The sequence below is a fragment of the Streptomyces sp. NPDC101132 genome, from assembly GCF_044759225.1.
In the GTDB taxonomy this organism is placed as follows: domain Bacteria; phylum Actinomycetota; class Actinomycetes; order Streptomycetales; family Streptomycetaceae; genus Streptomyces.
The window spans coordinates 271,316-296,823 of the sequence record NZ_JBIVYX010000006.1; the positions used below are offsets into that span (position 1 = coordinate 271,316).

Here is a 25,508-nt window from a genome sequence, read left to right on the forward strand (position 1 = left end):
GCACGAGCCGGCCAGGGGCCGGGGCGCGGGGCGGCTGCGGGGCGACTGCGGGACGGCGCCCGAAGGCCCGTGGGCCGATGGCCGGCCGGCCTTGACAACGCCTCGGGGAGGCGCACCCCGGAAGACAGGTCCACGGGCCCACCGTGGACCACCGCCCCGGGGCGCGGGGCCGGGCACGGCCCGCACCACGGCGCACCACCCCGCACCCGTCCCGGAAGCCTCAGGCCACCTGCCCCGCCACCGCCGCCGGCTGCGTCCCCAGCAGCAGCGCCCGCCGGACGGCGCGGGCCGCCGCCGCGCCGTTGCGGCCCACGTCCGCGCGCAGCGCGTCGGCCAGCGAGCGGTAGGTGTCCAGCGACTCGGCCCGCCGTCCGGAGCGCCGCAGGGCCGAGAGGTACGGGGCGCTGCCCGCCTCGCGTCCCCGGTAGGAGGCGATCAGCTCGGACAGCTCGGTGCGCAGCTCCTGGTGGCGCCCCAGGGCCAGTTCGGCCTCCACCCACTGCTCCAGGACGGACAGCCGGGTGGCCTCCAGCTGTGCGATGCGTTCGCCGAGGCGGGCGCCGGCGGCGACCCCGTCGAAGGCGGGCCCCTTCCAGAGGCGCAGCGCGCCGCGCAGCCGGCGGGCCGCGGTCTCGTAGTCGCCGCGGGCCATGGCGCGGTAGCCGGCCCCGGCCTCGCGTTCGAACTCGTGCAGGTCGGAGCGGCCCCAGCCGGTGTCGAGGAGGTAGCCGCCCGGCAGCGAGACCAGCACGGTCTCGGGGGTGCGGGCCTCGGCGCCCTCGGCACGGCCCAGGGCCGCGCCGAGCTGGTCGCGCAACTGCCGTACGCAGCTGTGCAGGACGGCACGGGTGTGCTCCGGCGGCGCGTGCGCCTCCAGTTCCTCGGCGAGCACCGCGACCGGGACCACCTGGTCGGTGTGGGCCGCGAGCACCGCGAGCACCTGCCGCGCCTGCGGCGTGGCGGGCGTGATGGGCACACCGTTCTCGAGGACGTCGAGCCCTCCGAGCACGTCAATGTCCACAGATCTCTCCCAGGGCAGGGCGAGGCCGCGGTCGGCGGCGAGCCTCACTCACAAAAAAATAATACCCGGAAGTTTTTTTCAGGGCTACAGAGATGCGCCCGCGGGGATGCGATCCCCGTCACGGCCCCCCGGCGGCGCCGGCCCCGCGCACGCAAAGCGGCGGCCCGGCACGGGGCCGGGCCGCCGGAGAGGGCGGGAGAGGGGGAACGTCAGGCGGCGGGAGCGCCGGGGGTCGCGTCGGCGCGGCACGAGGGGCAGTCCCCCTCGGCCTCGGCCGTCGCCTCCTCCTGGGGGGCGACGGCGGCGGCCGCGGTGAGGTCCGGGGCGAGCGCGCCCAGGGCCCGCCCGCCGCGCCCCGGCAGGGTGTCGAGCAGCACGGCCACGGCCGGGATCACCAGGCTGGGCATGAGCAGCGTGTAGAGGGTGGAGACCTGTTCGTCCAGGTCGGAGCCCTGCAGCGTCTGCGACATCAGGTTGATGCCGGCGTACGCGCCGACCACCAGCCGGGCCGTCGCCACCGGGTCCACGTGCGGGAGCAGCTCACCGCGCTCCTTGGCCTCGGCGAGGATCCCGGAGTTGAGGTCGATCCAGCCGTGGAACGGACCCGAGCGGGCCAGGCTGCGCCCGGTCTGGTCGAGGGTCAGCCGTGCGCTGCCGCGCATGAGGATGTCGTGCTTGAGCCGGTACGAGAAGATCATCCCGACGTCGACGAACTCCTGCGCCTTGAACTCCTGCGGCGTGTGGGTGGGTTCCACGTGCACCTGCGCGTCGATCACCGCCTGCGCGAGGTCTTCCTTGGAGTCGAAGTGGAAGTACAGCGCCCCCTTGGTCACCTGGGCGATCTTGACGATGTCGGTGAGTTTCGCGGCGTCGTAGCCCCGCTCCTCGAACACCGTGGCGGCCGCCTCCAGGATCGCCTGGCGCGTGCGCACCGCCCGGTCCTGCTTGACCATGGGTCGTTCCATCCTGCTCATCTGCTGTTCTTCCCTCTCCTGCCCCCCATCTTTCAAAGCGCCGCACAACCCCCCTGCAGCGAACGGTGAGCGCGTTCCGTCCTGTCGTGTTCCGGTGTTCCCAGTCTGTTTTCCGGCACCCGCGGCAATACATGCCCGCGGGTACGTTCCTCGGGAACCAGCTTCACACCATCGTGAAGCCGCCGTCCACCGGCATGGTCACACCGGTGACGAAAGACGACCGCTCACTGCACAGCCAGGCGGCCGCCTCCGCTATCTCCCGCGGGTCGGCCGTACGCGGCTGCGGCGTGGCCGCGTGGAGCTGCTCCTCGATGCCCGGGACGGCCGCGAACCACTGCTCCACGACCTCGGTGCGCGTGGTGCCGGGCGCGACCGCGTTGACTCGAATTCCCTGTGCGGCGTACTCCGCGGCCGCGGCCCGCGTCAGGCCGATCACCGCGTGCTTGGCCGCCACGTACGGCGCGGCGACCGGGGTCGCGACCACGCCGCCGACGCTGCTGGTGTTCACGATGGTGCCGCCGCCGGTCTCCAGCATCGCGGCGATCTCGTCGCGGAGACAGTTCCAGATGCCGCGGACGTTGACGTCCATGATCTCGTCGTAGAGCTGGTCGCCCATCTTGTGCAGCGGGCTGCGCCCCACGCCCCAGCCCGCGTTGTTGAACGCCGCGTCCAGCCGGCCGAAGGTCGTGACCGCCTGCTGGACCGCCTCCGCGGTGTCATCGGGCCTGGTCACGTCCGTCACGGCGTACGTCGCCTCCGCGCCCCCCGCCCGCAGCTCGTCGACGATCTCCTTGAGCCGGTCCTCACGGCGGGCGGCCAGCACGACCTTCGCGCCCTCGCGCGCGAAGACCCGGGCCGCGGCGGCACCGATGCCGCTGCTCGCTCCGGTGATCAGTGCGACCTTGCCTGCCAGCAGTCGGTTCTCGGACATGGATGGGCCCCCTTGGTGGCGAATGTCGATTGTTGCTGCGTGTTCCTGGAAATCAAGCGGCCCAAGCGTGCCCGCTCGCGGCCTCTGCGTCCAAAGCGCGCAGCAGCGGCTCGTCGATCTCCGCGAGGGAACCGACGACGTGGCGGACGTCGGCCTCGCGCATCAACTGCCGCTGGAAGCCGTGCTCGAAGGTGCTCGGGTGGCCGATGAAGGCGGCGCCCAGGTCGCGTGCCGCGTCGGAGACGCGGGCGACGTCGTCGATGAAGACCGCCCGGGAGGGCTCCAGTCCGAAGAACTCGGTCGCGATCTCCCGGACGCCGGGGCGGAAGTCGTTGGTGCAGACGTACCGGGGGCCGTCGAAGAGGTGCGCGTAGTGGCCGAGGTGGCGGTCGAAGTGCTCCTTGGACAGGCCGCCGTAGCAGACCGTGCGCAGCCCCAGGGCCCGCAGCCGGTGCAGCAGCTGCTCGGCACCCTCCAGCACCCGCAGCGGGTGGCGCTCCAGGTAGGCCGCGCGCTCCTCGAAGTACACCTCCAGCACCCGCTGCGGCGTCCAGTCCAGGCCGGCGGCCGCGGCGGCCGCGCGGGCGGCGACGTGCCGGGGCTGCGAGAAGATCTCGCGCTCGACGGCGGCGTCGTAGTGGCCGCCGCGGCTGGTGACGAAGTGGTGGATCACCGGGCTGAAGGTGTCGCTCAGGAGAACGCCGTCGATGTTGACGGCGGCGAGGCGCAGGTGCCGCAGCGGACGGATGTGCTGCACGGAGTGCACGGGGTTCTCCAATCGGCGGAGCCGGTATCGCGTGGGGTTCAAGAAGGTTTCCGGGCGGCTGCCGCCATGTGCATGCAGAGCGTCCCCCCGAAAAAAACCTGACAGCAGGGATGTTGTCAGGTCCCAAAAGATACCCGATTACGTTCCACAGGGAACCCCTGGACCGGACTTTTCGATCATCCCGGAACGATCAATTCCTCCCGGCTGACCAGCCACTTTTCCCGCCTGACCAGCGAAAATGCGGTTTTTGAGGGGTGTGAATCATGTCACTCGGGCCCCCCGGAGGGGATGATCATCGGGTAATCCTGGGCCTGTCAAAGAAACCCGGAAGTACGTACTTTGCCTTCGGCGGGCTCAAGTCACTTTCGGCCAGACCTCAAGGGACCTCATGATCACGACCCTGGAACCGACCGACCGCGCGACCACGTCCACCCCCGTGCGCTGCGAGTGTCCGTCGCACCTCGACGGGCTCACGACCACGGTCCCGCGCCAGCTCGTCCACCGGGCGGCCGTCGCCGAGGTCTTCCTGACCGGCTGGTGCCGGCTCGCCGAGGACCGCTTCCACGTGCGGGCCCAGTGGCCCCGCGGGCACAGCTTCTTCACCCCGATCGCCGGCAGCCACTACGACCCGATGCTCGTCGCCGAAACGGTCCGTCAGGTCGGCGCGCTCCTCGCGCACGCGGCGTACGACGTGCCGCAGGGCTACCAGTTCCTGATGTGGGGCCTGGACTACACCGCCGTCGCCGACCACCTGGTGATAGGAGGGGCGCCGGCCTCCCTCGACCTGGAGGTCACCTGCCCCGACGTCCGCCGCCGCGGCAAGCAGCTGACGGGCCTGCGGTACGAGGTCGTGGTGCGCCAGTCCGGCCGGGTCATCGCCACCGGCGGCGCCGGCTACACCTGCACCTCGCCCGCCGTCTACCGCAGGCTGCGCGCCGAGCAGCTCGCGCAGCGGCCCGCCCCCGGCCTGCCCGCCACCCCCGTCGTCCCCTCGCAGGTCGGCCGGCTGTCGCCGTTCGACGTGGTGCTCTCCCCCACCGGCCGCCCGGACGCCTGGCAGCTCCGCTACGACACCCGCCACCCGGTGCTCTTCGACCACCCCGGCGACCACCTGCCGGGCATGGTGCTGCTGGAGGCGGCCCGCCAGGCCGCGGTGGCGCTCTCGCCCGAGCGCGGGGTGCTGCCGGTCACGGTCGACAGTTCGTACCACCGGTACGCGGAGTTCGGCAGCCCGGTCCTGCTCGGCGCCGAGCGGCTCGGCCAGGGGCGCGACGGCAGCCGCCTGGTCCGCGTCACGGGCACCCAGGACGGCGAGACGGTCTTCACGGCCGTGGTCACCACGGCCCGCCCGGCCGTCCCCCTCGCCCTCTGGTCCTGACCGGACGCACGACCCGCCGCACCCCCGGGCACGGATCCCCTGTCCCTGCCGGGGGACCACGCGCGTCCGGGCCCGTGCGCGCCGGGCCCGTCGGCGCCGGGGCCACCCGTGACCCGTCCACACCGAACGCAGGAAGGGGCCTCCCCACCGCTCACGCGGACGGGAAGGCCCCTTCCTCCACAACCTGGGGACGAACCGGCCGGACGGCCGGCCGACGCTCCCCGGCCGTTACTTCAGCTTGGTGCCGGTGGAACGCAGGTTCGCGCAGGCCTCGGTGACGCGCTTGGCCATGCTCGCCTCGGCCAGCTTGCCCCAGGTGCGCGGGTCGTAGGTGGACTTCTTGCCGACCTCGCCGTCGACCTTCAGGACACCGTCGTAGTTGCGGAACATGTGGTCCGCGACCGGGCGGGTGAAGGCGTACTGGGTGTCGGTGTCGAGGTTCATCTTCACGACGCCGTTCTCCAGCGCGGTGGCGATCTCCTGCTCGGTGGAGCCGGAGCCGCCGTGGAAGACGAAGTCGAACGGGTTGGTCTTGCCGTACTTCTCGCCCACGCCCTGCTGCAGGTCCTTCAGCAGCTCCGGACGCAGCACCACGTTGCCCGGCTTGTAGACGCCGTGCACGTTGCCGAAGGAGGCGGCCAGCAGGTAGCGGCCCTTCTCGCCCAGGCCCAGGGCCTCGGCGGTGCGGATCGCGTCCTCGACCGTGGTGTACAGCTCGTCGTTGATCTCGTGGCTGACGCCGTCCTCCTCGCCGCCGGTCGGGGTGATCTCGACCTCGAGGATGATCTTCGCGGCGGCGGCCTTGGCGAGCAGCTCCTGGCCGATGGCCAGGTTGTCGGCCAGGGTCTCGGCGGAGCCGTCCCACATGTGCGACTGGAAGAGCGGGTTGCGGCCGGCCTTCACGCGCTCGGCGGAGATGTCGAGCAGCGGGCGGACGTAGCCGTCCAGCTTGTCCTTCGGGCAGTGGTCGGTGTGCAGGGCGACCGTGATGTCGTACTTCACGGCGACGACGTGCGCGAACTCGGCCAGGGCGACCGCACCGGTCACCATGTCCTTGTTGTACTGGCCGCCCAGGAACTCCGCACCGCCGGTGGAGATCTGGATGATGCCGTCGCTCTCGGCCTCCGCGAACCCACGCAGGGCCGCGTGCAGGGTCTGGGTCGAGGTCACGTTGATGGCCGGGTAGGCGAACTTGCCTGCCTTCGCCCGGTCGAGCATCTCGTTGTAGACCTCGGGGGTTGCGATGGGCATCTGTCCGCTCCTTGTGATGTGCGGGTGGTGTGCTGTTGGCCCTGACCTGGGGGCGACGTCATCGTCGGGGCTATCTTTCCAGACTCTCGGCCCCGGTCCACCCGGCGTATCCGTGCCACAAGCACACAAGGCGGAGCGTTTCACGTGAAACACTCCGCCTTGCCCATATAGCCGCAGGTCAGCCGCGCCAAAGGACGAAAGTCACGACTTGTCGCCCGTCAACGCCGGTTGCTCCTAGGCGAGGCCCAGCTCGTCGAGCTGGTACCCGGTCAGGTACGGCAGCCCGGCCTCGGCGATCGCGCCGGCCGCACCGCGGTCCACGATCGTCGCCACGGCGACGACCTCGCCGCCGGCCTCGCGGACGGCCTCGACGGCGGTGAGCGGCGAGCCGCCGGTGGTGGAGGTGTCCTCGACGACCAGGCAGCGACGGCCCTTGACGTCGGTGCCCTCGATGCGGCGCTGCATGCCGTGCGCCTTCTGGGCCTTGCGGACCACGAAGGCGTCCAGGCGCCGGCCGCGCGCGGCGGAGGCGTGCAGCATCGAGGTCGCGACCGGGTCGGCGCCGAGGGTGAGGCCGCCGACGCAGTCGAAGTCGAGGTCGGCGGTGAGGTCGAGCATGACCTGCCCGACCATCGGCGCCGCCTGGCCGTCGAGGGTCACCCGGCGCAGGTCGATGTACCAGTCGGCCTCGCGGCCGGAAGAGAGGATGACCTTGCCGTGCACGACGGCCTTGTCCTTGATCTGCTGGAGCAGCTCACCACGTACGTCACTCATGCCTTTGAGCTTAGGGCCTGTCTTCCCGCCCCGGTCCCGCCCCGATCCCGCCCGCGGCCAGGCCCTGTCTTTCGGGTCACGTCGGGCGGCTCGCGGGGCCCGGCACGCACGCCCACCGCGTTGTCGTCCCTCCTCCGCCTCGCGATCGCACGCACCAGGGCCTAGGCCCTGTCTTTCGGATCAGGCCGGATCAGGGAGCGGGGCCTGGTGCGTGCGATCGCAAGGCGGAGGAGGGAGTCAACGCGGAGCGTTGGCGACCGACGACAACGCGGCGAGCGTGCGTGCCAGACCCCGCGAGCCCGGCGTGATCCGAAAGACAGGGCCTAGAGCCGCCGCCAGGACCACACGGTCTCGATCTCCAGCGGATCGACCGGCGTCACGAGCCGCGGCAGCGTGTTGAGCCCGTTCGGCGGACCCGACTGCGGCTCCACGCACACGGCCTCGGCCTGCTCGTCGTACACGACCACCCATTCGGCCCGGCTCCGCACCGTCAGCTCCAGCTGCCCCGGCCAGGTCAGCGTGACCCGGACGCCGTCGGGCATCCCGAAGCAGTCGTCCCAGGGCCCCGGCAGCGGATCGATCCGCCGCCCGGTGGGCAGGTGGTCGTCCCCGCGCTCCTCCTGCCAGGCCGCGTCGAACTCCACCCGCGCGTCCTCGCCGCCGATGTTCCGCAGGAACCAGGGGTGCCAGCCGGCCTGCGCCGGGAAGGAGTCCTGGTACGTCTCCACGCCGAGCGCGAGGGTCAGCGAGTCCTCGGCCAGCTCCACGCGCTGCGTGACCCGCCCGCTGTACGGCCAGGGGTCGGCCAGGTCGTACGTGAACGCCGCCGAGGCCTTCTCGGCCGCGGCCACCCGCCAGGCGGCGTCCCGCGCGAAGCCGTGGATGGCGTGCGGGGGTGCGTTCACCGGCATCTGGTGCTCGGCGGCCCCGTCCCGGAACCGCCCGTCCCGGATCCGCCCGCACCAGGGCACCATCGGAAACGCCCCGTACCGCTCGCCCTGCCGCAGCAACTCGGTCCCGTCGACCCGCAGACTCGCGATCCGGCACCCGTTCCCCTGATCGACAACCAGATCCACGCCACCGGCGCTCAGTTCGGTCACTTCACTCATGCCCCGACCCTACGACCGCCACCCCGATTCCTCCCCCACCCCGAGCGCCCCCGCGAGATCCTCGCCACCGAACACCCGTGACCACCCCCCGAAGAGCCCGAGCCACCACCCCGCCGCGGCCCGAGCCACCGCCCCGCCGGCGCCCGAGCCACCACCCCGCCGCAGCCCAAGCCACCACCCCGCCGCAGCCCAAGCCACCACCCCGCCGGCGCCCGGGACAGAGCCCCTCCAGACCCGGCGCACAGCCGGTCCAGTTCCGGCGCACAGCTCCGAGGAGGCCCCGGGCCACAGGCCCGGCGGGGCCCGGGGCACCCCCGTGCGGGCCCGGAGGCCGCTCGGCTGAAGCGGGAAGATGCCCCTGCCCCGCCCTTCTTCCGTTCACCGGGACCACGCCCCGGACCCCGCGGGCCTGCATCCCGAACCCGCGCACCTGTGCCCCACACCCCCTCGGGGCTGCACCCCGGGCCCGCACGGACTGTCCCCACACCCCTCGGGCGGGGCCCGGGGCGCAGCCCGACGGGGGTTCCGAGCCGCAGGCCACCGGCGGGGATCCGGGGCAGAGCCCCGGTGAACGGGAGAAGGGCGGGACCGGGGCACGATTCAGCGGGGCGGCCCGGCACCACGTCCCCACCCGGTACCGACCCAGCCGGACGGTCCCCGGGACCGGGCCGAAAACCCGTACCGGCCCGACCGGCCGGCCCCGGGGCCCGGGGCAGAGCCACGGTGAACGGAAGAAGGGCGGGACCGGGGCACAGCGGCAGCAGCCCCCGGACCGGCAGGTCACCGGCAGCAGCCCCCGGACCGGGAGGTCAGCGGCAGCAGCCCCCGGACCGGGAGGTCAGGGCCGGCGACGCCGAAGCGACCGCGCCACCACGACCGCCCCCGCCAACGCCAGCGCGGCAGCCGGCGCCACCCACCGCATCGCCCCGCCCGCTCCCCCCGCCTCCGGGGCCGGAACCGGCGCGTACCGCCCGCGCGGCGGCGCGTGGTCGACCTCCTCCGCGCTGCGCCCGATCATCGTGCGCCGCGCATGGGCCGCCTCGGCCGGCACCCGCGTGCCGAAGTCGTCCTCCAGGAAGGGATCCAGCGCCGGATCGAGCGACGGCGGCGGCACCTCCGCGTCGAACACCGAAGCCGACCCACCAGCCCCAGCCCCCGGATCCACACCCGCACCCGCACCCGGCACGGGACCCGCACCCGACGGAGACTCCCCCTCCGCCCCGCCCCCCGGTGCCACGGCCGCCTCGTCCCCGAGCGCCGAACCCACCCGGTCCAGCAGCCTGCGCACCGCCGCGTCGGCGGCCTCCGGCGCGAACTCGGCGGCCCTCCCGGCCACCTCCGCGTCCCCGGCGAACTCCAGCCAGGTCCCCTCGGCCCCGCCCCGCAGCGCCACCCGCAGGGTGACCGACACCGAGCCGGAGCCGCGTACCTCCGCGCCCTCGGCCACCACCACGAACCCGGCATCACCGGCCTCGACCACGGAGACCACGCCCCGGTACGTCACGGTGCTGTTCCCGACCCGCACCTTGAGCCGTCCGCCGAACGACCCCCCGCCGACACCGCCGAGACCGCCGACAACACCGGTACCACCGGCCCCGCCCCCGGCCTCAGACGCAGAAACCGCTTCACCCGCGTCCCGCTGGAGCCCGGGCACGCAGCCCGCCACCCGCGCGGGATCCCGCAGCACGGCTCGGAGGTCGTCCACGGCCACCGGTACGAACACCTGATGCTCCATGACAGCCGAGCCTACCCACGGGGACGCCCCGCGCACCCTCCCGCGCACCGCCGACCCACCGGACACCGCCCCACCGCCATCCCCACCCCGGCGGAACCCCTACGTGTACCGGGGATGCGGCAGCGTGGAAGCCGGCAGCCCGCGCATCCTGGCCCGCTCCGCGTCCCGCGAGGCCGCGTCCAGCGCGGCGTCGGACAGCGAACGCAGCGCACCCGCGTCCCGCCGCACCCCCAGCGCGGGCGGCCGTCCGGGGCCGGCCAGTACGAATCCCCAGTCCACCGGCGCCCCGCCGCGCCCGGTCGACCGGTCGGGCCCGGCCTCGAACCCCGACAGCCGGCCCCCCGCCGTGTACGGCCGGGTCGCGAGCCCCGCGGCCCGCAGCGTCGCCTCGACCGTCCAGAACGTGCGCGGCCGCGCCGACAGCGAGCCGGCGTGCACCACCGCACGGCCCCCGGGCCGCAGGGCCCGCGCGACCAGCCCGTAGAACTCCTGCGAGTACAGCTTCGTACTCGGCGTGATCCCGGGATCCGGCAGGTCGGACACGACCACGTCGTACCCGGCGGTCCGGGCCGGCCCGGCGGCACGGGACCCCGCCCCGCCACCCGGACCACCCCCACCCACCCGGCCCTCCCCCTCGCCCGCCCCCTCCCGCAGCCACTGGAAGGCGTCCGCCGTCACCACCCGCACCCGCGGGTCGCCGAAGACGTGCCCGTTCAGCTGCGAGAGCATCGGGTCCGTACGCGCCAGCCGCACCACCCCCGCGTCCAGCTCGACCACCGTCACGCGCCGCACGTCCGGGTACCGCAGCACCTCGCGCGCAGCCAGCCCGTCCCCGCCGCCCAGCACCAGCACCCGCTCGTGCGGTCCGTTCATCGCGGGGTGCACCAGCGCCTCGTGGTAGCGGTGCTCGTCGTACCCGCTCACCCGCAGCCGCCCGTCGAGGTACAGGTCGAGCGACCGGGGTGACCCGCGCGAGGGGCCGGTGACCACCAGTTCCTGTACGTCGGTCTGTACGGCGACCCGCACCTCGGCCCCGTACACCGCCCGCCGCGCCACCCGCTCGAAGTCGTCGGCCAGCACGGTGGCGGAGGCCAGCACGGCGAGGACGCAGAGGTTGGCCGCGAGCAGCAGCCAGCGCGCCCGCCGGCTGAGGTCCCCCCGGAACAGCCACAGGACGAGCGCCCCGCCGACGGCCGCATTGACGGTGCCGGTCAGCATCGCGCCGGTGAGCTGCCCGAGCATCGGCAGCAGCAGAAAGGGGAAGGCCAGGCCGCCGACCAGGGCACCGACGTAGTCGGCGGCGAAGAGATCGGCGACGGCACCGCCCGCGTCCTGCCGTCTGACCCGCTGGATCAGGGTCATGAGCAGCGGGATCTCCGCACCGATGAGCACCCCGATCGCGAGGGAGAAGGCCACCAGCGCGGGCCTGGACTCGCCGAGCCAGGCGAAGCACGCGTACAGCGCTGTCGCGGACAGCCCGCCGACGAGCGCGAGCACCGCCTCCACCGCCCCGAAGCCGACGGCGGGCCGCGCCCGCAGCCGCTTCGCGAGGAGGGAGCCGACGCCCATCGCGAAGACCATCACGGACAGCACGACGGAGGCCTGGGTGACGGAGTCGCCGATGAGGTACGAGGCGAGCGCCAGCAGTTCGAGTTCGTACACGAGTCCGCAGGCCGCACAGACGAACACGGTCGCGAGCACCAGCAGCCGCCCGGTCCTCGGCCGCACGGGCAGCGCCGCCGAACCGGCCTCCACCACGGCCACGGGATCCCCGCCGGGCACGAGATCCGCCGCGGGCGCCGGGAGCCCGCCGGGGGCGGCGGGAGCGCTCGGGGCCTCCCCACCACGGGCAGGGGAACGGTCGATCATGAACCGAACCGTACGTCACTCCATGCCCACACCCCGTCACCCACATGGGTGCAACTGGCGCACTGTGTCAGCCAGTTGGCGGATCGTTTGTGCGGCGGCGCACCCCACCCCGCGCCGAACCGCACCACCCGCGCGACCACCACGACCGCCACGACCGCCACGACAACCCCGCGCCACAACGCCACCACAGCACCACACCACCACCACGACACCACCCACCCGCGCCGCACCTCAGATCAGCGAGGCCGCCATCCGCACCCCCACGCGCGTCCGCGTGGCCACCAGCTGGCCCTCCTGCGGGTACGCGTGCCACGTGCGCCACCGCACCTGACCCTCGTACCGCTGCGCCAGCATGGCCGTGAAGGCGTGCGGGCTCCCGGGAAAGGTGCCGGCGAGTCCGTTCGGGTGATCCGCGACCAGCGCGAGCAACTCCTGCGCCCGCCCCGCGAACGAGCCCTGCGACAGCGTCTCGACGCGCGCGGCGAACTCGTACTCCCAGGCACCGATGCGCTTGGCGACCCCGAGCGGCAGCGGCGTACTGCTGCCGGGCATGCAGGCGACCGTCTCGGAACAGATGACGTCGCCTTCTTCGAGCAGCACCTGGTGAGAGGCCCCGAGCAGGCGCAACTCCACCTTGGCACCCGTGAGTTCGAGCTTCATTACGGCGAGGGCGGGCAGCGGTTCACGGCCCAGGGCCCAGGCGAGGTCGGCGGCACGCGTGTCGGTGTACGTGGTCTTGAGGGTCGTGAGCATGAATCGGCTCCGCAAACGCGCGAGGGAGGTCGGCCGGACGCGCCCCGGCCGGCCGTGCGGCGGATGGGGGTGTCACCGGCTCGTCCACAGGAAAGCCCTGGGAGATCCGAGGAGGCCCGAGGAAGTCCGAGGACTGGTCTACTCAACCGAGGGAATCATGAAAGGCACGGCGCACACAGCGTTTTTACCCAACTTGACGTGGTTTACATCCCCTCGGGGGCTACCCAGTTCACCTGTTCAACGCGACAGAGCCCGGCGGAAGTTGCGCCGCCGGGCCCTCGGGCCTTGCCGGATCACGCGCGGCCCCTCAGGACCCGCCGCCCCCGCACCCTCCTCCCCCGCCCCCGCAGGACGAGGACGAGCCGCCACACGACGAGGAGGAACCGCAGGACGACCCCGTGCCGCACGACGACCCGGCGCTGTGGGAACCGGAGTCGGCCCACCAGCTCCCCGACCGGCGCCGGCGCGGCCGGGTCTGCGCCCCGCTGCGGGCCATCACCCAGACGAGCCCCGCCACCAGCAGTACCAACAGCACTCCAAAGGCCAGGAACATGATCCTCGCCCCCTTCTGCACTCGCTCGGTCCCCCGAGTGCGGGATCCCCGCGTCCCGCGTAACCGGGGTGTCCCCCCGCGCCCCGCGGCCCAAAGCACACTTGAGCTAGTCCAGAGGTTCCGCGCAGGATGGCGCCCATGACCGCACCTCACGGCACCCCGCCCGGACCCGGGTCCGCCGCCGGCCGCCCGTTCCTCAACCGGCGCCTGGCCTCGTTCGGCACCACGATCTTCGCGGAGATGTCCGCGCTCGCCGTCAGCACCGGCTCCGTCAACCTGGGCCAGGGCTTCCCCGACACCGACGGCCCGGAGGAGATCGCCGAGGCCGCGGTACGCGCCGTCCGCGAGGGCCGCGGCAACCAGTACCCGCCCGGCCCCGGCATCCCCGAGCTCCGCCGGGCCGTCGCCGACCACCAGCGCCGCTTCTACGGGCTCGCCCACGACCCGGACACCGAGGTGCTGGTCACCGCGGGCGCGACCGAGGCCATCGCGGCCTCCCTGCTGGCCCTGCTGGAGCCCGGCGACGAGGTCGTCGCCCTGGAGCCGTACTACGACTCGTACGCGGCCTGCATCGCCATGGCCGGCGCCACCCGCGTCCCCGTCACCCTCCGCCCGCACGAGGGCGCCTTCCGGCTGGACCTCGACGAGCTGCGGGCCGCCGTCACCCCGCGCACCCGCCTGCTGCTCCTCAACACCCCCCACAACCCCACGGGCACCGTCCTCACCGAGGCCGAGCTGCGCGCCATCGCGGAGCTGGCGGTGGAGCGGGACCTGCTGGTCGTCACGGACGAGGTCTACGAGCACCTGGTCTTCGAGGGCGCGCACGTCCCGATCGCCTCGTTCCCCGGCATGCGCGACCGGACGGTCACCATCTCCTCCGCCGGCAAGACCTTCTCGTTCACCGGGTGGAAGGTCGGCTGGATCACCGCCTCCCCCGCGCTGACCGCGGCCGTCCGCACCGCGAAGCAGTTCCTGACCTTCGTCTCGTCGGGCCCGTTCCAGTACGCCGTCGCCGAGGCCCTGGCCCTGCCGGACGCGTACTACGAGGGCTTCCGCGCCGACATGGCCCGCAAGCGGGACATCCTGACCGGCGGCCTGGAGGCGGCCGGCTTCGAGGTCTTCCGGCCCGCGGGCACGTACTTCATCACCACCGACATCACCCCGCTCGGCGAGCGGGACGCCCTGGCCTTCTGCCGCGAGCTGCCGGCCCGCTGCGGCGTCGTCGCCATCCCGAACTCCGTCTTCTACGACGACGAGACGGCGGGCCGCTCCCTCGTCCGCTTCGCCTTCTGCAAGAAGGACGAGGTCCTGCAGGAAGCCGCCACCCGCCTGCGCAAGCTGTAGCCGGCCCCGACGGCCCACAGCCTCCAGCCCCCAGCCCGAAGCCCCACCCCGGCCCCCTGGCCTCAGCCCCCGGCTCAGGCCTCGGACCCGGAACGCCAAAAGCCCGGCCAGGGGTCCCGGTCGTCGTGACCGGGGCCCCCGCCGGGCTGTCCGTACGCCCACGGGACCTGCCCGGCGCTCGGCGCCGGGGTCCCGGTCAGGGCGCGGCCGCTCAGGCCTCGTCGTCGCCCTCGGGCTCGTCGCCCGCGGAGTCGATCTCCTTCTCCAGGCCGAGCTGCTCCACGAGCCACTTGTCGAACTCGATGGAGGCGCGGACCCAGCTGACGGTGGAGGAGACGAAGTGCTCCAGGCTGACGCCGGTGCCGATCAGCATCTGCGCCTCGCCGATGAGGCGGACGGAGCCGTCGTCGTGGGTGTGGGTGTAGACCTTGGGCCACAGGGTGCGGCGGTTCCAGTCGTCGATCGACTCGAGGAGCTGCGGACGCTCCTCGATCGCGTGCGGACGGTCGTAGAACGTCCGGACCGAGAACACCTGCTGCTCGTCCTCGCCGCGGAACATGAAGTACGTGCGGAACTCCTCCCACGGCGCCGCGAGGTCACCCTCGTCGTCGACGACGTACTTGAGCTCCATCTGCTCCAGCAGCTGCTTGACCAGGTCCTGGTCGGGCACGACGGGACCCGCCGGTCCAGTGGCCTGCGGGTCGGGCTGGCCCCCGAAGTTCGGAATCGAGGCCGGATCGATGCTCACCGTGATTTCCCTTCGTGCGGATACCGCCATCCTCCCCCATCACGCCCACCCCATGGCAACCCCCGCCGCCGCGATCCGCTGCGGGCGGAACCCGGCCGCCCGGAAGGGGCGCGCGAAAGGGCGGCGGGACCCCCGGAGGTCCCGCCGCCCATGGCCGCTGAGCAGGGCCGATCAGGTCGCGCGGCCCACGATCAGGCCGTCGCCCGCCACGTCCACGCGGACCGTGTCACCGTCCTTGATCTCGCCGGCCAGGATCTCCTTGGCCAGGCGGTCGCCGACCGCCGTCTGGATCAGGCGGCGCAGGGGGCGGGCGCCGTAGGCCGGGTCGTTGCCCTCGTCGGCGAGCCAGGCCAGGGCCGCCGGCGTGACGTCGAGGGTCAGCCGCCGTTCCGCCAGCCGCTTCGCGAGGCGGGCGATCTGGAGCTCGGCGATGTGGGCCAGCTCGTCCTTCGAGAGGGCGGAGAAGACCACGATGTCGTCGAGCCGGTTGAGGAACTCCGGCTTGAAGGAGGACCGGACCACGTCCAGGACCTGCTGCCGCTTCACCTCGTCCGAGGCGCCGGGGTCCATCAGGTACTGGCTGCCCAGGTTGGACGTCAGGATCAGGATGGCGTTGCGGAAGTCCACCGTCCGCCCCTGCCCGTCGGTGAGCCGCCCGTCGTCGAGCACCTGGAGCAGCACGTCGAAGACCTCGGGGTGGGCCTTCTCGACCTCGTCCAGCAGGACCACGCTGTACGGGCGCCGGCGCACGGCCTCGGTGAGCTGGCCGCCCTCCTCGTAGCCGACGTAGCCGGGCGGCGCGCCGACCAGCCGGGCGACGCTGTGCTTCTCGCCGTACTCCGACATGTCGATGCGGACCATGGCCCGCTCGTCGTCGAAGAGGAAGTCGGCGAGGGCCTTCGCCAGCTCGGTCTTGCCGACGCCGGTGGGGCCGAGGAAGAGGAAGGAACCGGTGGGCCGGTCCGGGTCGGCGATGCCGGCGCGGGTGCGGCGTACGGCGTCCGAGACGGCGCGTACGGCCTCGGTCTGGCCGATCAGGCGGCGGCCCAGCTCGTCCTCCATGCGGAGCAGCTTCTGGGTCTCGCCCTCCAGCAGCCGGCCGGCCGGGATGCCGGTCCAGGAGCCGACCACGTCCGCGATGTCGTCCGGGCCGACCTCCTCCTTGACCATGGTGTCCTTGGCGGCCTCCTGCTCGGCCTCGGTGGCCTCGGCCAGCTCCCGCTCCAGGGTGGGGATCTCGCCGTACAGCAGCTTGGAGGCGGCGTCGAAGTCGCCGTCGCGCTGGGCGCGCTCCGCCTGGCCGCGCAGGTCGTCGAGGCGTTCCTTCAGCTCGCCGACGCGGTTGAGGGACTGCTTCTCCTTCTCCCAGCGGGCGGTCAGGCCGCGCAGTTCCTCCTCCTTGTCGGCGAGGTCCTTGCGCAGCCGGTCCAGGCGCTCGCGGGAAGCCGGGTCGGACTCGTTCTTCAGCGCCAGCTCCTCCATGCGGAGGCGGTCCACGGACCGCTGGAGCTCGTCGATCTCCAGGGGGGAGGAGTCGATCTCCATGCGGAGGCGGGACGCGGCCTCGTCGACCAGGTCGATGGCCTTGTCGGGGAGGAAGCGGGAGGTGATGTAGCGGTCGGAGAGGGTGGCGGCGGCGACCAGGGCGCTGTCGTTGATGACGACCTTGTGGTGGGCCTCGTACCGGCCCTTGAGGCCGCGCAGGATGGCGATGGTGTCCTCGACGCTGGGCTCGGCGACCAGCACCTGCTGGAAGCGCCGCTCCAGGGCGGGGTCCTTCTCGATCCGCTCGCGGTACTCGTCGAGGGTGGTGGCGCCGACCATGCGGAGCTCGCCGCGGGCCAGCATGGGCTTGAGCATGTTGCCGGCGTCCATGGCGGAGTCGCCGCCCGCGCCCGCGCCGACGACGGTGTGCAGCTCGTCGATGAAGGTGATGATCTGCCCGTCGCTGTCCTTGATCTCGGCCAGGACGGTCTTCAGGCGCTCCTCGAACTCGCCGCGGTACTTGGCGCCCGCGACCATGGCGCCGAGGTCGAGGGAGACCAGGCGCTTGTTCTTCAGCGACTCGGGCACGTCGCCCTTCACGATGCGCTGGGCGAGGCCCTCGACGACGGCGGTCTTGCCGACGCCGGGCTCGCCGATGAGCACCGGGTTGTTCTTGGTGCGCCGGGACAGGACCTGCACCACGCGCCGGATCTCGTGGTCCCGGCCGATGACCGGGTCGAGCTTGCCCTCGCGGGCGGCGGCGGTGAAGTCGGTGCCGAACTTCTCCAGGGCCTTGTACTGGCCCTCGGGGTCGGGGGTGGTCACCCGACGTCCTCCTCGTACGGATTCGAAGGCGGCCAGCAGCTTCTTCGCGGTCGCGCCCTCCCGGGTGAGCACTTCGCCGGCCGCCCCGCCCTTGGCGGCCAGGGCGATCAGCAGGTGCTCGGTGGACAGGTAGTCGTCGCCGAGCTCGCCGGCCTGCCGGTCGGCCTCGGCGAGTACGGCGAGCAGGTCGCGGCTGGCCTGCGGGGGCGCGACGGTCGAGCCGGTGACGCTGGGCAGGCCGGCCAGCACCTTCTCGGCGCCGGTGCGCACGGCGGCCTGGTCGGCCTCGACGGCGGCGAGCAGGTCGGTGATGTTCTCGTTGTCGGTCCCCGAGAGCAGGGCCAGGAGCAGGTGCGCGGGGGTGAGGTCGGGGTGGCCGTCCTTCACCGCCCTCGTGGTGGCGGCGTTGAGGGCTTCCCGGCTCTTGTTGGTCAGCTCGGCGTCCACGTACGGCTTCTCCTCTCCGGGACGATCGGCAGGTACACCCGGGTCCCGGCCGCATCGGGGGACCCGCATCGGTCTGACTTCATCAACGGATACAAAGTTGAGTCTATTCCGCTCAACCCATGAAGTTGAGTCTATCCGACTCAAGCCAGGGCTCAAGCCCTACGCTGCGGTCATGTCCCTGGATCCACTGAACCCGACGCCCGAGTACCTCGCCTTCTGGCGGGAGCGCCACATCTGCACCCTCACCACGACGCGCCCCGACGGCACGCCGCACGTGGTCCCGGTGGGCGTGACGTACGACCCGGAGGCCGGCCTGGCGCGGGTGATCAGCAACAAGAACAGCAAGAAGGTCCGCAACGTGCTGGCGGCGCAGCCGGACGGCGCCCGGGTCGCGGTCTGCCAGATGGAGGGACGCCGCTGGGCGACCCTGGAGGGGCGCGCGGTGATCCGTACGGACGAGGAGGCGGTGGCGGACGCGGTGGCCCGCTACGCGGAGCGCTACCGGCGCGTGCCGTCGCCCAACCCGGACCGGGTGGTCATGGAGATCACGCTGGACCGGGCGATGGGCCGGGCCTGAACGACGGCCCGGGCGCGGGGCAGGGCCCGAGGGGCGGTACGAGGCGCCTGCGCGGCCGTGCGCCGGGCCCGCACGCCCGCCCGGCGGGTTTCGGTACCGGAACGACCAGTACGCGCCACATGCCCCGTTCTTTGGCCGGTCCGCGGTATGGACGCGGACAGCACAACGGCGCCATCGTGTTCAGGTCCACGATGGCGCCGTTGTGTGGGGGAAGCGCCTAAAGCGATCTGCAACGACGGGGGAATCGCTTCAGGCACTGCGGGGGGTGGCGGTGGTGAAATCGGGCTCGAAGAGCTGGTGGTCACGCTGATCGAGGTTGACGAAGACCATGCCGTAGCGGACTTCGCACCGCACGGGCTGGGGCGCGCCCCGGGGCCTGCGCAGGCAGCGGTACGCCCGCACGTCCTCGTCCTCCTCGCGCACCACGACGATGGGCTGGCCGAACAACGTGACCATCAGGGAGTCGCCGGCGTGGGGGATCGCCGTGACGAGATCGATGAACTGCCAGCCGGAGCGGTACGCGGAGGCCATTTCCCGGCGGAAAGAACGGTCGTCAGGAGTCATCACGCCACCGTCTCGGGGAGCGAGTTCCACCCGGTGTCCGCCTTGGTACCCGTCGGCGCGGTGGTCCAGCCGGTGTCGTCGGCAGCGCCCGCCACCACGGCACCCGTCCCCCCGGACCCGACACCGCCGCCCAGAGCCCCGTAGGCCACAACCGTGGAGAAAACAACGGCAAGCGCCGAGCGAAGCATTCTCTTATACATGGTCGGCTTCGTCCTCACTTGATGGAATCCTCTCCCCCGCGTGTCAGACGATGGCTCATTCAGGCACGTCCGTGCCACAAGGACGATGCATCATGTTCTTGCATGTTCAGGACCCTGGGGGGTGGAGATTTGCCCAGCATCACCACAAAGCCGACACATCCCCACTCGGTCACGGCCCTGTGCGACGACGGCGCGCGGTTGTACGCCACCGCGCTCAGCACCGGACGCATCGCCCGCGCAGAAGTTGAAAGCGCTCCTTGCCTGCTGGAATTCGCGCTGCTCCATCCGGATCCGGATGACGCGAACTCCCTGCGTCCGGTTCCACCGTCCGTCGCACTCGCGCAGCGCCTCCACCCGATCGAACGCGAGATCCAGGACCGGCGTCGGCTGTCCGTAGAACTCACCGACACTTTCGAGCCGTTCCTCGCCATCAGCGCGCAGACCCCCTCCAACACCCACGCCATCACGGTGCTGGAAGGCTTCGACCGCATCAACGCGGCGCTCAACATCGCCACCGCCGAGTGCCACACGGAGGTCCTGACGGTACAGCCCGGCGGCCCCCGTCCGTCGCTCGCGCTGACCCAGGCGCTGGAGCGGGACGCGCCGCTGATCAACCGCGGGGTCAGCATCCGCACGCTCTACCAGCACACCGTCCGCCACAGCCAGGGAACCCTGGCCTACGTGGACCGCATCTCCTCGGGGAAGGTGGAGATCCGCACGCTGGAGGAGCTGATCGAGCGGCTCATCATCTTCGACCGGACGGTGGCCTTCATCCCCGCGAGCGACGACCGCCGGGTCGCCCTGGAGCTGCGCCACCCGGGCCTCGTCGAGTACCTCATCAAGGTGTTCGAACAGCTGTGGCGGCGCGCCGTGCCGCTGCGCGAGGAGGTCACCTACACCCCGACGCCCGACGGCATCACGGGCGTCCAGCGCTCCATCGCCCAGCTGCTCGTGGAGGGGCACGTGGACGAGGCGATCGCCCGCCGGCTGGGGATGAACGTGCGCACATGCCGGGCGCACATTGCCAAGCTGGCCAGCCATCTCGGCAGCGGGAGCCGAGCGCAACTCGGTTACCTGATAGCCCAGTCGGGCATCCTCGACGCACCGGAAAGCTGAACGGCCCCCGCCCGCAGGGGCAGGGGCCGATCTTGGCCTGAAATCGCCTACTCGGCCGGGCGCTTGGGGCGCCAGACCACCAGCGCGCTGGTGTGCTGCACGTCCTGGTACGGGACCAGGTCGCGCCGGTACGACGCGTGCACCTGCGCCTCGCGCTGCTGCATGGCCGCGGCGGCGCCGTCCAGCGCCGAGGAGAGTTCGGCGACGCGCTGCTGGAGCGCGGCCACCTGGTTCTCCAGTTCGATGATGCGCTTGATGCCCGCGAGGTTGATGCCCTCGTCCTGCGACAGCTGCTGCACCGTGCGGAGCAGCTCGATGTCGCGGGCCGAGTAGCGGCGGCCCCGGCCGGCCGTGCGGTCCGGGGAGACCAGGCCCAGGCGGTCGTACTGCCGCAGGGTCTGCGGGTGCAGGCCGGAGAGCTGGGCGGCCACCGAGATCACGTACACCGGCGACTCGTCGGTGAGTTCGTACGGGTTGCGTCGTCGGCCGTCGTTGTTCATGGCGTCACGCTCCCTTCGCGGCCTGGAAGAGTTCTTCCCTGGGGTCCTCGTCCGCCGTGGCGTCGCGGTACGACTCCAGGGCCTCGCGCGCCTTGTCCGACAGCTGCGTCGGTACGGCGACCTCGACGGTGACCAGCAGGTCCCCGCGGGTGCCGTCCTTGCGCACCGCTCCCTTGCCGCGCGCCCGCATCGTCCGCCCGTTCGGCGTGCCCGCCGGGAGCTTCAGCGTGACCGGCGGCCCGCCGAGGGTCGGCACCTTCACCTCGCCACCGAGGGCGGCCTCCACGTAGGAGACCGGCACGGTGACGGTGAGGTTGTCGCCCTTGCGGCCGAAGACCGGGTGGGAGTCCACGTGGACCACCACGTAGAGGTCGCCGGAGGGACCGCCGCGCTCGCCCGGCGCGCCCTTGCCGCGCAGCCGGATCCGCTGGCCGTCGGAGACGCCCGCCGGGATGCGGACCTGCATGGTGCGCGAGGAACGCGCCCGGCCGCTGCCCTTGCAGACCTCGCAGGGGGTCTCGGCGATCAGGCCGCGCCCCTTGCAGTCGACGCAGGGGTCGGTGAGGGAGAAGCCTCCACCGCCGCCGCGCGAGACCTGTCCGGTGCCGACGCAGGTCGGGCACACCCGGGGCGTGCCGTTCTTGTCGCCGGTGCCGGAACAGGCCTTGCAGGGCGCCTGGGACGACATCCGGAGCGGGACGGTCGCGCCGTCCACCGCCTCCGTGAAGCTGAGGGTGACCTCGGACTCGATGTCCTGCCCGCGCCGGGGCTGCGTCCGCGTGCCCGCGCCCGCACCCCGGCCGCCGAACAGCCCGCCGAAGACGTCCCCGAGTCCGCCGCCGAAACCGCCGGCCCCGCCCCCGGCCTGGGCGCCCCCGAAGAGGTCGCCCAGGTCGAAGTTGAAGGAGCCGCCGGCTCCGGGACCGGGGCGGAAGCCGCCGTTCCCGAAGAGCGCGCGGGCCTCGTCGTACTCCTTGCGCTTCTTGGGGTCGGCGAGGACGTCGTTCGCCTCGGAGATCTCCTTGAAGCGCTCCTCGGCCTCCGCGTTGCCCTTGTTGGCGTCCGGGTGGAACTCGCGGGCGAGCTTCCGGTACGCCTTCTTGATCTCGGCCTCGGTGGCGTCCTTGGGGACGCCGAGAACCTTGTAGTAGTCCTTCTCCACGAAGTCCTTCGTGCTCATCGACGTCCCTCCTCCCGCGTGCGGGTGCTGCCTACTTCTTACTCACTGTCCTGCTCGGAGTCTTCCGACTCCTCCGCCTTGGCCTGCGCCCCGGGCTGGGGCTCGGCCACCGCGACGCGCGCGGGGCGGATCGTACGCTCGCCGATCCGGTACCCGGGCTGCAGGATCGCCACGCAGGTCGTCTCGGTGACGTCCGGCGCGTACGAGTGCATCAGGGCCTCGTGGATCGTCGGGTCGAAGGGCTCGCCCTCCTTGCCGAACTGCTGGAGGCCCATCTTGGCGACGACCGTCTCCAGGGATTCGGCCACCGACTTGAAACCGCCCACCAGCTCGCCGTGTTCCCGGGCGCGGCCGATGTCGTCGAGCGTGGGGAGGAGCTCGTTCAGGAGGCTCGCGACGGCGATCTCCTTGACCGTGATCCGGTCCCGCTCCACGCGGCGGCGGTAGTTCTGGTACTCGGCCTGGAGCCGCTGGAGGTCCGCGGTGCGCTCGCCGAGCGCCGTACGGGTCTGGTCCAGCTGGGCCACCAGGGCCACGTCCGTTGCGTCCCCGGCCGGGGCCGCCGCCTCCTTGGCGGAGTCGGCGGCCTTCGGCTCGTCGGGCGTGCCGTCGGCGGGGACTTCGGGCTTCTCGTCGAAGCCCTGGGTCTCCTCCGACATCAGACCTGGCCGCCCTTCGGCTTGTCCTCGTCGATGATCTCGGCGTCGACGACGTCGTCGTCGGCGGCCTGGGCACCGGCGTCACCGGCAGCGGCACCGGCGGCACCCTGCGCGGCCTGGGCGTCGGCGTAGATCGCCTGGCCGAGCTTCTGGCTGACCGCGGCGACCTTCTCGGTCGCGGTGCGGATCTCCGCCGTGTCCTCGCCCTTGAGCTTCTCCTTCAGCTCGGCGAGAGCACCCTCGACCTCGGTCTTGACGTCGCCCGGGACCTTGTCCTCGTTGTCCTTGAGGAACTTCTCGGTCTGGTAGACGAGCTGCTCGCCCTGGTTGCGGGTCTCGGCGGCCTCGCGGCGGCGGTGGTCCTCCTCCGCGTACTGCTCGGCCTCCTGGCGCATGCGGTCGACCTCGTCCTTGGCGAGCGAGGAGCCGCCGGTGACGGTCATCTTCTGCTCCTTGCCCGTGCCCAGGTCCTTCGCGGTCACGTGCATGATGCCGTTCGCGTCGATGTCGAAGGAGACCTCGATCTGCGGGACGCCGCGCGGGGCCGGCGGCAGGCCGGTCAGCTCGAACATGCCGAGCTTCTTGTTGTACGCCGCGATCTCGCGCTCGCCCTGGTAGACCTGGATCTGCACGGACGGCTGGTTGTCCTCGGCCGTCGTGAAGATCTCGGACCGCTTGGTCGGGATCGTGGTGTTGCGCTCGATGAGCTTGGTCATGATGCCGCCCTTGGTCTCGATGCCGAGGGACAGCGGGGTCACGTCGAGGAGCAGGACGTCCTTGACCTCACCCTTGAGGACACCGGCCTGGAGGGTGGCGCCGATGGCGACGACCTCGTCCGGGTTCACGCCCTTGTTGGCCTCCTTGCCGCCGGTCAGCTCCTTGACGAGCTCGGCGACGGCCGGCATGCGGGTGGAGCCGCCGACGAGGACGACGTGGTCGATCTCGGACAGGTTGATGCCCGCGTCCTTGATGACGTTGTGGAACGGCGTCTTGCAGCGCTCCAGCAGGTCCGCGGTCAGCTGCTGGAACTGGGCGCGGGTCAGCTTCTCGTCGAGGTGCAGGGGGCCCTCGGCGGAGGCCGTGATGTACGGGAGGTTGATGGTCGTCTCGGTGGAGGACGACAGCTCGATCTTCGCCTTCTCGGCGGCCTCGCGCAGACGCTGCAGCGCCATCTTGTCCTTGGACAGGTCGACGCCGTGGCCGTTGGCGAACTGCTTCACCAGGTAGTCGACGACGCGCTGGTCCCAGTCGTCACCACCGAGGTGGTTGTCACCGTTGGTGGCCTTCACCTCGACGACGCCGTCGCCGATCTCCAGGAGGGACACGTCGAAGGTGCCGCCACCGAGGTCGAAGACGAGAATGGTCTGGTCGTCCTTGTCGAGGCCGTACGCCAGGGCGGCCGCGGTGGGCTCGTTGACGATGCGGAGGACGTTCAGGCCCGCGATCTCGCCGGCCTCCTTGGTGGCCTGGCGCTCGGAGTCGTTGAAGTACGCCGGCACGGTGATGACCGCGTCGGTGACCTTCTCACCCAGGTAGGCCTCGGCGTCACGCTTCAGCTTCTGCAGGATGAAGGCGCTCATCTGCTGCGGGTTGAAGTCCTTGCCGTCCAGGTTGATCTTCCAGTCGGTGCCCATGTGGCGCTTCACCGAGCGGATGGTGCGGTCCACGTTCGTGACCGCCTGGCGCTTGGCGACCTCGCCCACGAGGACCTCGCCGTTCTTGGCGAAGGCGACGACGGACGGCGTGGTCCTGGCACCCTCGGCGTTGGTGATGACGGTGGGCTCTCCGCCTTCGAGAACGCTGACGACGGAGTTAGTGGTGCCCAGGTCGATGCCGACCGCACGTGCCATTTTTGATTCCTCCATGACTTGAGTGGAACAGACTCAAGGATGCCGTACCGCCGCGCGCCCGTCAACAGACCTGAGCCGTGGCGACTCAACTCTTACGCGGCCCTTACGCTCACCCCACCGGCGGCACGAGGGTCCGGGGGGCCCGGACCGGACGGCCGGGGAGCCGGCGCGGCGGGAAGGATCGGCGGCCGTGCGGGGGACCCCGTTCGCGCGGCACCCGGCAGCCGCGGAGCGGACGCGGCAGGGTGCCGGTATGCCCGCGCTCCCGCTCCCCCCGCTTCCGGCGTCCCTCCCGCGCCCCCGGCCGGGCACGGCCAAGCGCGCCACCGACCTGTTCGGCGCGGCCCTCGCGCTGGTCCTGGCGGCCCTGCCCCTGCTCGCCGTCGCCGCCGCGGTCGCCCTCACCACGCGCCGCTCCCCCTTCGTGAAGGAGGAGGTCGCCGGACGGGGCGGCACGCCGTACCACCGCCACCTCTTCCGGGGGGCGCCCTGGGTCACCCGGTACGCCCTCGACGGGCTGCCGCAGCTGTTCGACGTGCTGCGCGGCGAGATGTCCCTGGTCGGGCCGCGCCCCCTGCCGCCCGGGGAGGGGAACCCGCGCGAGCGGACCCTCGTACGCCCCGGCATGACGGGCCTCTGGCAGGTCAGCGCCCGCTCCGACCTCCCCTGGGAGGAGATGGCCCTGCTCGACCTGCACTACGTCGAACACCACTGGCTCGGCATGGACCTCGCGATCCTCGCGCAGACCCCCCGCGCGGCCCTCCGCGCCCGCCGCCCCGCGGCCGCCGCGCCCCGCGCCGAAGTGAGGGCGGCCTGAGCGACACAGATCACCGCCTGCACGACTACAGTGCGGCGGTGGGGGGCGGTAATCTCAGCTTGACTGAATAAGTTACCGCTTA

The 25,508-nt window shown here is 72.1% G+C and carries 23 protein-coding genes; 5 read left to right on the forward strand and 18 right to left on the reverse strand.

Features of this window, described 5'->3' with window-relative positions:
* Positions 1-220: 220 nt before the first annotated feature.
* From ACIQUR_RS16510 to ACIQUR_RS16525, 4 genes are all read right to left on the reverse strand, one after another.
* Positions 221-1,021, reverse strand: coding sequence for a BTAD domain-containing putative transcriptional regulator (locus ACIQUR_RS16510; protein WP_403664527.1), 801 nt, complete (start codon positions 1,019-1,021; stop codon positions 221-223).
* A 209-nt stretch (positions 1,022-1,230) separates the two neighbouring features.
* The gene (locus tag ACIQUR_RS16515; protein WP_403664529.1) at positions 1,231-1,986 is read right to left on the reverse strand and encodes a ScbR family autoregulator-binding transcription factor; all 756 of its coding nucleotides are present in this window, start codon (positions 1,984-1,986) and stop codon (positions 1,231-1,233) included.
* A gap of 172 nt (positions 1,987-2,158) precedes the next feature.
* Positions 2,159-2,926 (reverse strand): glucose 1-dehydrogenase, encoded by a 768-nt coding sequence (locus ACIQUR_RS16520; protein ID WP_403664531.1) that lies wholly within the window; start codon positions 2,924-2,926, stop codon positions 2,159-2,161.
* 52 nt (positions 2,927-2,978) lie between these two features.
* Positions 2,979-3,692: an HAD family hydrolase gene (locus tag ACIQUR_RS16525; RefSeq protein ID WP_403664533.1), complete on the reverse strand. Its 714-nt coding sequence runs from the start codon at positions 3,690-3,692 to the stop codon at positions 2,979-2,981.
* A 388-nt stretch (positions 3,693-4,080) separates the two neighbouring features.
* Between ACIQUR_RS16525 and ACIQUR_RS16530 the strand changes: the two genes are divergently transcribed.
* Positions 4,081-5,070, forward strand: coding sequence for a ScbA/BarX family gamma-butyrolactone biosynthesis protein (locus ACIQUR_RS16530; RefSeq protein ID WP_403664535.1), 990 nt, complete (start codon positions 4,081-4,083; stop codon positions 5,068-5,070).
* A gap of 228 nt (positions 5,071-5,298) precedes the next feature.
* Here the strand turns inward: ACIQUR_RS16530 and fbaA are convergent, their stop codons facing one another.
* The 6 genes from fbaA to ACIQUR_RS16560 all read right to left on the reverse strand — a co-directional run bounded on the left by fbaA (position 5,299) and on the right by ACIQUR_RS16560 (position 12,561).
* Positions 5,299-6,321, reverse strand: coding sequence for a class II fructose-bisphosphate aldolase (gene fbaA, locus ACIQUR_RS16535; protein ID WP_403664537.1), 1,023 nt, complete (start codon positions 6,319-6,321; stop codon positions 5,299-5,301).
* A 234-nt stretch (positions 6,322-6,555) separates the two neighbouring features.
* Positions 6,556-7,095 (reverse strand): orotate phosphoribosyltransferase, encoded by a 540-nt coding sequence (pyrE, locus tag ACIQUR_RS16540; protein ID WP_403664539.1) that lies wholly within the window; start codon positions 7,093-7,095, stop codon positions 6,556-6,558.
* A gap of 323 nt (positions 7,096-7,418) precedes the next feature.
* A complete protein-coding gene (locus ACIQUR_RS16545) occupies positions 7,419-8,204 on the reverse strand; it encodes an aldose 1-epimerase (RefSeq protein WP_403664541.1) in 786 nt (261 codons plus the stop codon).
* An 838-nt stretch (positions 8,205-9,042) separates the two neighbouring features.
* On the reverse strand, positions 9,043-9,939 hold the full coding sequence (locus ACIQUR_RS16550; RefSeq protein WP_403664543.1) for an SRPBCC domain-containing protein: 897 nt from the start codon (positions 9,937-9,939) through the stop codon (positions 9,043-9,045).
* Positions 9,940-10,038: 99 nt separating this feature from the next.
* Complete coding sequence (locus ACIQUR_RS16555) at positions 10,039-11,808, reverse strand: polyamine aminopropyltransferase (RefSeq protein ID WP_403664545.1); 1,770 nt, start codon at positions 11,806-11,808, stop codon at positions 10,039-10,041.
* Positions 11,809-12,039: 231 nt separating this feature from the next.
* Positions 12,040-12,561, reverse strand: coding sequence for a DUF2617 family protein (locus tag ACIQUR_RS16560; protein ID WP_403664547.1), 522 nt, complete (start codon positions 12,559-12,561; stop codon positions 12,040-12,042).
* 691 nt (positions 12,562-13,252) lie between these two features.
* Here ACIQUR_RS16560 and ACIQUR_RS16565 point away from each other — a divergent pair.
* Positions 13,253-14,458 (forward strand): pyridoxal phosphate-dependent aminotransferase, encoded by a 1,206-nt coding sequence (locus ACIQUR_RS16565; protein ID WP_403664549.1) that lies wholly within the window; start codon positions 13,253-13,255, stop codon positions 14,456-14,458.
* A 211-nt stretch (positions 14,459-14,669) separates the two neighbouring features.
* Here the strand turns inward: ACIQUR_RS16565 and ACIQUR_RS16570 are convergent, their stop codons facing one another.
* Positions 14,670-15,206, reverse strand: coding sequence for a YbjN domain-containing protein (locus ACIQUR_RS16570; RefSeq protein ID WP_399943541.1), 537 nt, complete (start codon positions 15,204-15,206; stop codon positions 14,670-14,672).
* Positions 15,207-15,377: 171 nt separating this feature from the next.
* Complete coding sequence (gene clpB / locus ACIQUR_RS16575) at positions 15,378-17,963, reverse strand: ATP-dependent chaperone ClpB (RefSeq protein ID WP_403664551.1); 2,586 nt, start codon at positions 17,961-17,963, stop codon at positions 15,378-15,380.
* A gap of 172 nt (positions 17,964-18,135) precedes the next feature.
* Between clpB and ACIQUR_RS16580 the strand changes: the two genes are divergently transcribed.
* Positions 18,136-18,540 carry a pyridoxamine 5'-phosphate oxidase family protein gene (locus ACIQUR_RS16580; protein ID WP_403664553.1) on the forward strand — a complete coding sequence of 135 codons (405 nt, stop codon included), beginning with the start codon at positions 18,136-18,138 and terminating at the stop codon, positions 18,538-18,540.
* A gap of 249 nt (positions 18,541-18,789) precedes the next feature.
* Here ACIQUR_RS16580 and ACIQUR_RS16585 read toward each other — a convergent pair whose 3' ends face one another.
* Both ACIQUR_RS16585 and ACIQUR_RS16590 read right to left on the reverse strand, forming a co-directional pair.
* On the reverse strand, positions 18,790-19,104 hold the full coding sequence (locus tag ACIQUR_RS16585) for a (2Fe-2S)-binding protein (protein ID WP_403664555.1): 315 nt from the start codon (positions 19,102-19,104) through the stop codon (positions 18,790-18,792).
* Positions 19,104-19,322, reverse strand: coding sequence for a hypothetical protein (locus ACIQUR_RS16590; RefSeq protein WP_403664557.1), 219 nt, complete (start codon positions 19,320-19,322; stop codon positions 19,104-19,106). The genes ACIQUR_RS16585 and ACIQUR_RS16590 overlap by 1 nt, the downstream gene beginning before the upstream one ends.
* An 84-nt stretch (positions 19,323-19,406) precedes the next feature.
* Between ACIQUR_RS16590 and ACIQUR_RS16595 the strand changes: the two genes are divergently transcribed.
* Positions 19,407-20,420: a helix-turn-helix transcriptional regulator gene (locus tag ACIQUR_RS16595; protein WP_403664559.1), complete on the forward strand. Its 1,014-nt coding sequence runs from the start codon at positions 19,407-19,409 to the stop codon at positions 20,418-20,420.
* 47 nt (positions 20,421-20,467) lie between these two features.
* On the opposite strand, the gene ACIQUR_RS16600 is transcribed toward ACIQUR_RS16595, so the two are convergent.
* Genes ACIQUR_RS16600 through dnaK form a run of 4 tightly spaced genes read right to left on the reverse strand, consistent with a single transcriptional unit; the run spans position 20,468 to position 24,609 of the window.
* Positions 20,468-20,920: a heat shock protein transcriptional repressor HspR gene (locus tag ACIQUR_RS16600; protein WP_403664561.1), complete on the reverse strand. Its 453-nt coding sequence runs from the start codon at positions 20,918-20,920 to the stop codon at positions 20,468-20,470.
* A gap of 4 nt (positions 20,921-20,924) precedes the next feature.
* Positions 20,925-22,100 carry a molecular chaperone DnaJ gene (dnaJ, locus tag ACIQUR_RS16605; protein ID WP_403664563.1) on the reverse strand — a complete coding sequence of 392 codons (1,176 nt, stop codon included), beginning with the start codon at positions 22,098-22,100 and terminating at the stop codon, positions 20,925-20,927.
* A gap of 38 nt (positions 22,101-22,138) precedes the next feature.
* The gene (gene grpE / locus ACIQUR_RS16610) at positions 22,139-22,759 is read right to left on the reverse strand and encodes a nucleotide exchange factor GrpE (protein WP_403664565.1); all 621 of its coding nucleotides are present in this window, start codon (positions 22,757-22,759) and stop codon (positions 22,139-22,141) included.
* Entirely contained in the window at positions 22,759-24,609 is a 1,851-nt protein-coding gene (gene dnaK, locus ACIQUR_RS16615) for a molecular chaperone DnaK (protein WP_399943560.1), read from the reverse strand. The genes grpE and dnaK overlap by 1 nt, the downstream gene beginning before the upstream one ends.
* 253 nt (positions 24,610-24,862) lie before the next feature.
* Here dnaK and ACIQUR_RS16620 point away from each other — a divergent pair, with 253 nt between their 5' ends.
* A complete protein-coding gene (locus ACIQUR_RS16620) occupies positions 24,863-25,426 on the forward strand; it encodes a sugar transferase (protein WP_403664568.1) in 564 nt (187 codons plus the stop codon).
* Positions 25,427-25,508: the final 82 nt, after the last annotated feature.

Excerpts from the sequence above, each read along its gene's own strand:
- ACIQUR_RS16515 (WP_403664529.1), bottom strand. The coding sequence starts at position 1,986 with ATGGAACGACCCATGGTCAAGCAGGACCGGGCGGTGCGCACGCGCCAG.
- ACIQUR_RS16520 (WP_403664531.1), bottom strand. The coding sequence starts at position 2,926 with ATGTCCGAGAACCGACTGCTGGCAGGCAAGGTCGCACTGATCACCGGA.
- ACIQUR_RS16530 (WP_403664535.1), top strand. The coding sequence starts at position 4,081 with ATGATCACGACCCTGGAACCGACCGACCGCGCGACCACGTCCACCCCC.
- fbaA (WP_403664537.1), bottom strand. The coding sequence starts at position 6,321 with ATGCCCATCGCAACCCCCGAGGTCTACAACGAGATGCTCGACCGGGCG.
- pyrE (WP_403664539.1), bottom strand. The coding sequence starts at position 7,095 with ATGAGTGACGTACGTGGTGAGCTGCTCCAGCAGATCAAGGACAAGGCC.
- ACIQUR_RS16545 (WP_403664541.1), bottom strand. The coding sequence starts at position 8,204 with ATGAGTGAAGTGACCGAACTGAGCGCCGGTGGCGTGGATCTGGTTGTC.
- ACIQUR_RS16550 (WP_403664543.1), bottom strand. The coding sequence starts at position 9,939 with ATGGAGCATCAGGTGTTCGTACCGGTGGCCGTGGACGACCTCCGAGCC.
- ACIQUR_RS16555 (WP_403664545.1), bottom strand. The coding sequence starts at position 11,808 with ATGATCGACCGTTCCCCTGCCCGTGGTGGGGAGGCCCCGAGCGCTCCC.
- ACIQUR_RS16560 (WP_403664547.1), bottom strand. The coding sequence starts at position 12,561 with ATGCTCACGACCCTCAAGACCACGTACACCGACACGCGTGCCGCCGAC.
- ACIQUR_RS16565 (WP_403664549.1), top strand. The coding sequence starts at position 13,253 with ATGACCGCACCTCACGGCACCCCGCCCGGACCCGGGTCCGCCGCCGGC.
- ACIQUR_RS16580 (WP_403664553.1), top strand. The coding sequence starts at position 18,136 with ATGTCCCTGGATCCACTGAACCCGACGCCCGAGTACCTCGCCTTCTGG.
- ACIQUR_RS16585 (WP_403664555.1), bottom strand. The coding sequence starts at position 19,104 with ATGACTCCTGACGACCGTTCTTTCCGCCGGGAAATGGCCTCCGCGTAC.
- ACIQUR_RS16595 (WP_403664559.1), top strand. The coding sequence starts at position 19,407 with ATGTTCAGGACCCTGGGGGGTGGAGATTTGCCCAGCATCACCACAAAG.
- ACIQUR_RS16600 (WP_403664561.1), bottom strand. The coding sequence starts at position 20,920 with ATGAACAACGACGGCCGACGACGCAACCCGTACGAACTCACCGACGAG.
- dnaJ (WP_403664563.1), bottom strand. The coding sequence starts at position 22,100 with ATGAGCACGAAGGACTTCGTGGAGAAGGACTACTACAAGGTTCTCGGC.
- grpE (WP_403664565.1), bottom strand. The coding sequence starts at position 22,759 with ATGTCGGAGGAGACCCAGGGCTTCGACGAGAAGCCCGAAGTCCCCGCC.
- dnaK (WP_399943560.1), bottom strand. The coding sequence starts at position 24,609 with ATGGCACGTGCGGTCGGCATCGACCTGGGCACCACTAACTCCGTCGTC.
- ACIQUR_RS16620 (WP_403664568.1), top strand. The coding sequence starts at position 24,863 with ATGCCCGCGCTCCCGCTCCCCCCGCTTCCGGCGTCCCTCCCGCGCCCC.